Here is a 6,911-nt window from a genome sequence, read left to right as displayed (position 1 = left end):
AAATGAATATTATAGGTTGTTTTGATTTTGCTTTTCTTTTTCAAAAAATAAAAAAAAACGACCCACATTTGTGAGTCGTCTTGTATAAATGATCTTTTTATTACTTGTTTGGAATTAAACCAACCTGAAGATCTTCAGCTGTATAGATATGCTCGTTATCAACAAATACCTTACCATCAGCAATACCCATGTAAAGCTTACCGCGAGCTACGATCTTCTTTAACTGAATCTCATAAGTTACAAGCTTAGCTGTATCTAAAACTTCGCCTTTGAATTTAACTTTGCCAACACCTAAAGCACGGCCTTTACCAGGACCACCTCTCCAGCCTAGGAAGAAACCAACTAGCTGCCACATAGCATCTAAGCCTAAGCAACCTGGCATTACAGGATCACCTGGGAAGTGGCAACCGAAGAACCATAAATCTTTAGTTACATCAAGCTCAGCTTTAACATAACCTAAACCATAATCACCACCCTCATTCTGAATATCAGTGATACGGTCAAACATTAACATGTTTGGAGCTGGAAGCTGGCTGTTACCAGGTCCGAATAATTCTCCGCGTGAACAAGCAAGTAGATCATTCTTGTCAAAAGAATGAATTCCTCTCTCTAATAATGAGGCCATTTAGTGCTCCTATATTATAAAAAATGTCTAACTATGACATTTTGAGGGTAGTTTTCAGTATATTTTAGTACTGGCTCTATATAAAAAAAATAGAGCAGTTGTATTAGATTCTGCTCGGGTAATGATATATTTTCAAGTCAAATATATCAAGTATTTTTTGGCCACTTAAAAGTGAATTTAAGTGGCCAATTATGTTTAACGTGTTCCGAAAACAACAATTGTTTTACCGTGAGCTGTAATGAGGTGATCCTCTTCCATCATCTTGAGAATACGACCTACAGTTTCACGTGAACAGCCAACAATCTGACCGATTTCCTGACGTGTGATCTTAATTTGCATACCATCAGGATGTGTCATTGCTTCTGGCTGATGAGCAAGGTTTACTAAAGTCTTTGCAATACGACCTGTAACATCTAGGAATGCAAGAGAACCAACCTTTGCTGATGTTGCAGATAATCTGTGAGAGATCTGAGCTGTAAGTCTCATTAGAATTTCAGGATTTACCTGAACTAACTGCTTGAACTTGCTGTATGAAACCTCTGCAATTTCACAAGCTGTCTTTGCTTTAACCCAAGCTGTACGCTTTGGATTTTCAGAATCATCAAAAAGACCTACTTCACCAATAAAATCACCCTGATTTAGGTAGCTTAGGATCATTTCATGACCATCAGCATCCTTAATTAACACAGCTACAGAACCTTTTGAAATGTAGTAAAGGGTCTCTGCCTTTTCACCAGCGTGAATAATTGTGCTTTTTGCGTTGTATTTATGAATATGGCACTGACTTAAGAACCAGCTAATAGTTGTGTCAGTCTGTGGTTTTATAATTGGTGACATTTTTTCTCTCTGTTTGCTTTCATGTCAGCAGATAAAAAATAACACTCATATGTTCTGCTGAGTTAAATGAGTATCAACTAAGCCCCAGAAATGAATCCGTAATTCATGACTCCTTGAACCAAAGCGTTCAAGTTTGACCACAGTATGAAGTTTAGGCTTCCGCGGGCAATCCGGGCCTGCACACCACAGCATATAAGCAGTCACAGTCTATAGATATCGGCTCAGGGTGCAAATTACTAGATGTCACCCCAGGGTTATCTTTTTGGTTATCTAACCATATGTTTATAATAACAAAACCAATAATTACTAACAATTTAAAATTGTTATTTATAAAGACTTTTTTTGACCTGCTAAAGATAATTGTGATGTATACCTAATTTTTTAATGTGGTATAGCTCTAATTTTGAGCGTTTTTGCGAAATATGAGCTTTTTTAAGGTTGATATTGTAATAAATAGATTTAATATCAATAAGATAGAATTTAAAAATGCTTAATTATGTAAAGAGCAGTACACAAAAAACGCAGATTGCACCTATAAAAAGGCAAAGAAGAATATTAATAATTCCTGAACTGAAAATTCCTGTATTCATAAATTTTGAAAGATATTTTTGCCGTACAAGATAGGCATCCTCTGCAGATAGATTATCTAAAAGATCATCTGCAAGTGGAACTTTATTATTGTAGGCATCCTGTATTATTTTTCGAAACTCAATTCTTACAATATTCTCATGCTTTTTATTAAAGCCAAATTCCTTAAGAATGCTTCTACAAAAAGTTTCAGGTTCATTAGAATTTAGAATAGCTGATATGATGCTGTATCTGTAATCAGATACACAAAGGCATTTTAGTCTGAATAGTATATATCTTATGTCCATATTCAAAAAAGGGGCAGTTTTCTGCCCCTTTGTGCCATTTTCATAGATTAGATCTGCTCAGGTACCATTCTGATGTGGCCGCAAGGACATTCTTGTGCACACACACCACAGCCCTTACAGTAATCGTAGTTGAACTCATAACCCTTACCAGGTCCGAGTTTTACGATAGCACTGTCAGGACATACACCATAACAGTTATCACACTCCATACAGTTACCGCATGACAGACAGCGACGTGCTTCAAATATAGCATTCTCTTCGGTTAGACCGAACTGAACCTCATCAAAGCAGTTTGAACGACGGGCAACTTCAAGTTCCTGTCTTACTGTCTTTGGAGCATCTGTATAGTACCAAGGATGCATATCCTCGAATTTTGCGATTTCATGCTTTAAAGCCTTCTTGTATGTCTGGCCGTTTAAGTATGCATTTACGCCACGAGCTGCATTCTTACCCATACCGATTGCATTTGTTACTGTACGGTTTGATGTGGCAACGTCACCTGCTGCAAAGATACCATCAACAGATGTCATCTTTGTCTCTTCATCTATGATGATGTTGTCCTTTTCAAACTTAAGACCTTCAATCTTATCAAGAACAGCCTTATCAACATTCTGACCTAAGGCAAGTACAACTGCATCAGCTGGTAAATCTTCATATTCACCAGTAGGGCTTAACTTGCCATTCTCATCAATAGCCATCTTTTCAATCTTAAGATTGCTCTTTGATGCCTCAGAAATTGTTGATAACCACTTAACCTGAATGCCTTCTTCGATAGCTGCATCCATTTCCTCAGCGTTTGCCTTCATGTTCTCGCGGTTACGACGGTAAACAATTACAGGCTCAGCACCGATACGGCGTAATGAACGAGCAACGTCAACAGCAGTATTACCACCACCGTAAACTGCAACCTTTCTTGCAATCTGAACATCACCTGTGGTCTCAATCTGACCTAGGATTGAAAGAGCATTTAATACGTGATTGGTATCACCCTGTGGAATTTCAACATTAGATGATATCTGAGCACCGATAGTAATGATAACAGCATCATATTTGCCATTCTTCTTTTCAGCTTCGATATCGTCAATCTTTCTGCCGCATTCGATGGTAACACCCATATCAGTGATACGCTTGATTTCAGCATCAAGAATATTTCTTGGCAGACGGTATGTAGGAATACCATAGCGCATCATACCACCAGCTTCCTTACCCATTTCAACAATGTGTACAGAATGACCAAAACGTCTTAACTGGTATGCAGCTGATAGACCTGCAGGACCTGCACCTACAACAAGGATCTTCTTGCCGGTTTCACGAGTTGGACGTTTGAATGACAGATTGTGCTCTAAAGCATAGTCACCTAAGAAACGCTCAACTGAGTTGATACCAACAGACTCGTCAAGAAAACCTCTGTTGCACTTGCCTTCACAGGTGTGATAGCAAACACGGCCCATACAAGCTGGCATTGGGTTTTCTTCAGTTAAAATACGCCATGCATGCTCGTAATCACCTTCTGCAGCATAGAATAACCACTGCTGGATGTTTTCACCTGCAGGGCACTGATTGTTACATGGAGGTAACTTGTAAACATTTACAGGGCGAAGTGTACGCCATGAACCAGTATGATTCTGATGTGATGTAGCTGGATCAAGGGTAACAGCAAAAGCTTTTTTCATCATAATTCACTATCTCCTTTATACAGCCTGACTACGCTCATAAGCCTGCATTGCAACTGGCTGACCGGTAACGTCGGTACCTTCAACCAAACCAAAGTTCTTGATGTTTGCATCGCAAAGAGCCTGGAGTCTAGCAAGTACGTTAGGATCTGCTTTCTTACCTGTTAAGTGAGCATAACGGCGCTGCATCTTCAGATAGTTGATTACAGGCTGTACCTGACGGATCTTACGAACAGATGTAATCTTGCCGTACTCAGCTTCATAAATAGGGTAGAAACCAGTTTCCATTGCCATTCTTGCAACTGTAACAGTTGAATTTGATGACAGACCCCAGCCAAGAGGACATGGTACCAGGATCTGAATGAATCTTGCGCCATGGAAGCTCATTGCCTTTTGTACCTTGTACTCAAGATCTCTTAGGTCACCTACAGATGCTGTAGCAACATAAGGAATACCATGTGCCATGGCAATTAAAGGTACATCCTTACCTTTACCCCAGTCAGCACCTGGTTTGTCACCAACAAGCTGAGTTGTTGCAGTACGTGCTGCAGGAGGAGTTGCAGATGATCTCTGAACACCGGTATTCATGTATGCTTCGTTGTCATAGCAGATGTATAAAACATCGTCATTACGCTCAAACATACCTGACAGAGGACCAAAACCGATATCAGTGGTACCACCGTCACCGCCTTGTGCGATGATTCTTGGAACTACATTATCGCCATTTGTCTGAGCTCTTACCTTAGCGGCAGCTGCAAGACCTGAACCTACAGATGCTGCATTACCGAATAATGAGTGCACCCATGGAAGTCTCCATGCTGATTCTGGATAAGGTGTTGAGAAAACCTCAAGACAGCCTGTTGCATTAACGATCATAATCTGACCGTTTGTTGCCTTCATTGCTGCATCAATTGCATATCTTGCACCTAATGCCTCACCGCAACCTTGACAGGCTCTGTGACCTGAGGTTAATGAATTTGGTCTGTCAGCTGATGCCTGAATGGTTCTCATAGCAGGTGTGATCAGACGGTTACCAACGGTATTTGAACCTGTTTGGTAAAATTTAATCTTTTCTAACATTTGTCATCTCCTGCTTAAGCTTTGACTGATTTTTCAAGAACAGACTGAGCAATAGGACCCTTTGAGAAAGAAACATTCTCTTCTTTTAGAGTACTGTTGTTAAGAACATTAGTATCGATATCGTACCATGTAAACTCTTCTGTGAACTTGCCAGCTAAAGCATCCTTAACGATACCGTTGATAGTTGTACCAAAGATTGGACGACCACCTAAACCTGCAACTACAGTCTTAACATCGCAGTTAGTACCTTCCATAGCTCTCTTAACTTCAGGGCAAACAATACCTCTTGCACCAAATGAGAAAGCTCTTTCAATACAGATAACCTGCTTGGTATCACCAATAGCCTCTTTAATAGCGGCATATGGGAATGGACGGAAGCTCTTTAAGGAAATGATACCAACATTGATACCCTGTGCCTTGAGACGATCAACTTCATCTTTAGCAGTACCAACAGTTGAACCCATGATAATAAGCTTGATATCGGCATTCTCACAGTTATAGCAGTCAAGTAAGCCACCTGACTTAGAGCCTGTAAGTTCACGATACTCTTTTGTAACCTTCTCAATTACAGAAAGTGCCTTAGCCATCTTACGCTGCTGCAAGAAACGTACTTCAGTGAAAGCCTCAGGACCTACCATAGCACCGATTGATACTGGCTCTTTGGTATTGATAAACTCGCGAGGTTCATACTTTGGAAGGAACTTATCTACAGTTTCCTGATCTGGAATATCAAGACGCTCGAATGCGTGGGTAAGTACGAAACCATCCATACATACCATAACTGGTAAACCAACCTCTTCTGCAATCTTAAATGCCATGATATGGGTATCAACTGCATCCTGATTTGATTCACAGAATAACTGTAACCAGCCTGAATCTCTTTGAGAGAGTGAATCTGAGTGATCGTTCCAGATGTTGATAGGACCGCCGATAGCACGTGAAGCAACGGTCATAACCATTGGAAGACCTAAACCTGAAGCTGAATAAACACCTTCAGCCATGAATAATAGACCCTGAGATGCTGTTGCTGTGTAAGTTCTTACACCACCAACTTCAGAACCGATTGCAACTGACATTGCTGAGAATTCTGACTCAACATTTAAGAACTCGCAGTCCTTTAATGAACCTTCTTTTACAAATTTACCAAGATTCTCAACGATGTGGGTCTGAGGAGAAATAGGATAGGCACAAACAACACCAGGACGACATAGTGCAACAGCCTGTGCAACACCTAATGAGCCTTCAATCTGCTTTAACATTACTATTCTCCTTTAATGAAGTTATAGGCAAGTGCAGCAGTTTCTGCATTAGCATCACCGATTTTTCCAGGATATCTTGACTGGAAAGCCTTCTGTACAGATTCTAGTTTTAGAATATCTGTTACAGCTGCTAAAGAAGATAACATTGGGGCACCAGGTAGTGGTTTACCAATCTTCTGCATAGCAAAATCTGTAGCTGGTACTGTAAATACGTGTCCAGCTGGGAGTTTTGCAACGATTTCAGGAACAACTTTTGATGGTTCATCTTTTGAATTGATGATAACGAATCCATTTGGACTTAAACCTGCAAACACATCAACAGCGCCTAACAGGGTCTTATCCTGAACGATAACCACATCAGGATTTGAGATAGGCTCATGTGTGCGGATCTCTTTGTTATCAATACGAGCATAGGCAACAACAGGTGCACCAGTACGCTCTGAACCAAAGCTTGGGAAAGCTTGTGCAAAGTGGCCTTCGTAGAAAGCTGCAAGTGTTAGCATTTCTGCTGCGGTCACAACACCTTGGCCTCCACGGCCATGTAATCTAATCTGAAGCATTA

The 6,911-nt window shown here is 40.4% G+C and carries 7 protein-coding genes and 1 other RNA gene; all 8 read right to left on the bottom strand.

All coding sequences use genetic code 11. The features are described 5' to 3' along the window. Positions 1 to 100: 100 nt before the first annotated feature. Complete coding sequence (fabA, locus tag ACJML3_RS08055) at positions 101 to 625, bottom strand: bifunctional 3-hydroxydecanoyl-ACP dehydratase/trans-2-decenoyl-ACP isomerase (RefSeq protein ID WP_406022203.1); 525 nt, start codon at positions 623 to 625, stop codon at positions 101 to 103. 195 nt (positions 626 to 820) lie between these two features. Further along, positions 821 to 1,462, bottom strand: a complete 642-nt coding sequence (gene crp, locus ACJML3_RS08050; RefSeq protein WP_219935705.1) for a cAMP-activated global transcriptional regulator CRP — start codon at positions 1,460 to 1,462, stop codon at positions 821 to 823. 77 nt (positions 1,463 to 1,539) lie between these two features. Then, positions 1,540 to 1,720: non-coding RNA, 6S RNA (gene ssrS, locus ACJML3_RS08045), on the bottom strand. Positions 1,721 to 1,956: 236 nt separating this feature from the next. Then, the gene (locus ACJML3_RS08040; RefSeq protein ID WP_406022201.1) at positions 1,957 to 2,337 is read right to left on the bottom strand and encodes a hypothetical protein; all 381 of its coding nucleotides are present in this window, start codon (positions 2,335 to 2,337) and stop codon (positions 1,957 to 1,959) included. A 47-nt stretch (positions 2,338 to 2,384) separates the two neighbouring features. Then, positions 2,385 to 4,013, bottom strand: coding sequence for an NAD(P)-binding protein (locus tag ACJML3_RS08035; protein ID WP_406022199.1), 1,629 nt, complete (start codon positions 4,011 to 4,013; stop codon positions 2,385 to 2,387). 15 nt (positions 4,014 to 4,028) lie between these two features. Next, positions 4,029 to 5,090, bottom strand: a complete 1,062-nt coding sequence (locus ACJML3_RS08030; RefSeq protein WP_406022197.1) for a thiamine pyrophosphate-dependent enzyme — start codon at positions 5,088 to 5,090, stop codon at positions 4,029 to 4,031. Positions 5,091 to 5,104: 14 nt separating this feature from the next. Next, complete coding sequence (locus tag ACJML3_RS08025) at positions 5,105 to 6,349, bottom strand: transketolase C-terminal domain-containing protein (RefSeq protein WP_406022195.1); 1,245 nt, start codon at positions 6,347 to 6,349, stop codon at positions 5,105 to 5,107. 2 nt (positions 6,350 to 6,351) lie between these two features. Then, the coding region (locus ACJML3_RS08020; RefSeq protein ID WP_406022193.1) for a 2-oxoacid:acceptor oxidoreductase family protein at positions 6,352 to 6,911 on the bottom strand (560 nt) is incomplete at its 5' end.

Source organism: Succinivibrio sp. (genome assembly GCF_045124615.1).
Taxonomy (GTDB): domain Bacteria; phylum Pseudomonadota; class Gammaproteobacteria; order Enterobacterales; family Succinivibrionaceae; genus Succinivibrio; species Succinivibrio faecicola.
The sequence above is the reverse complement of the archived record's forward strand: the minus strand, read 5'-3'. Positions and strand labels throughout refer to the sequence as shown.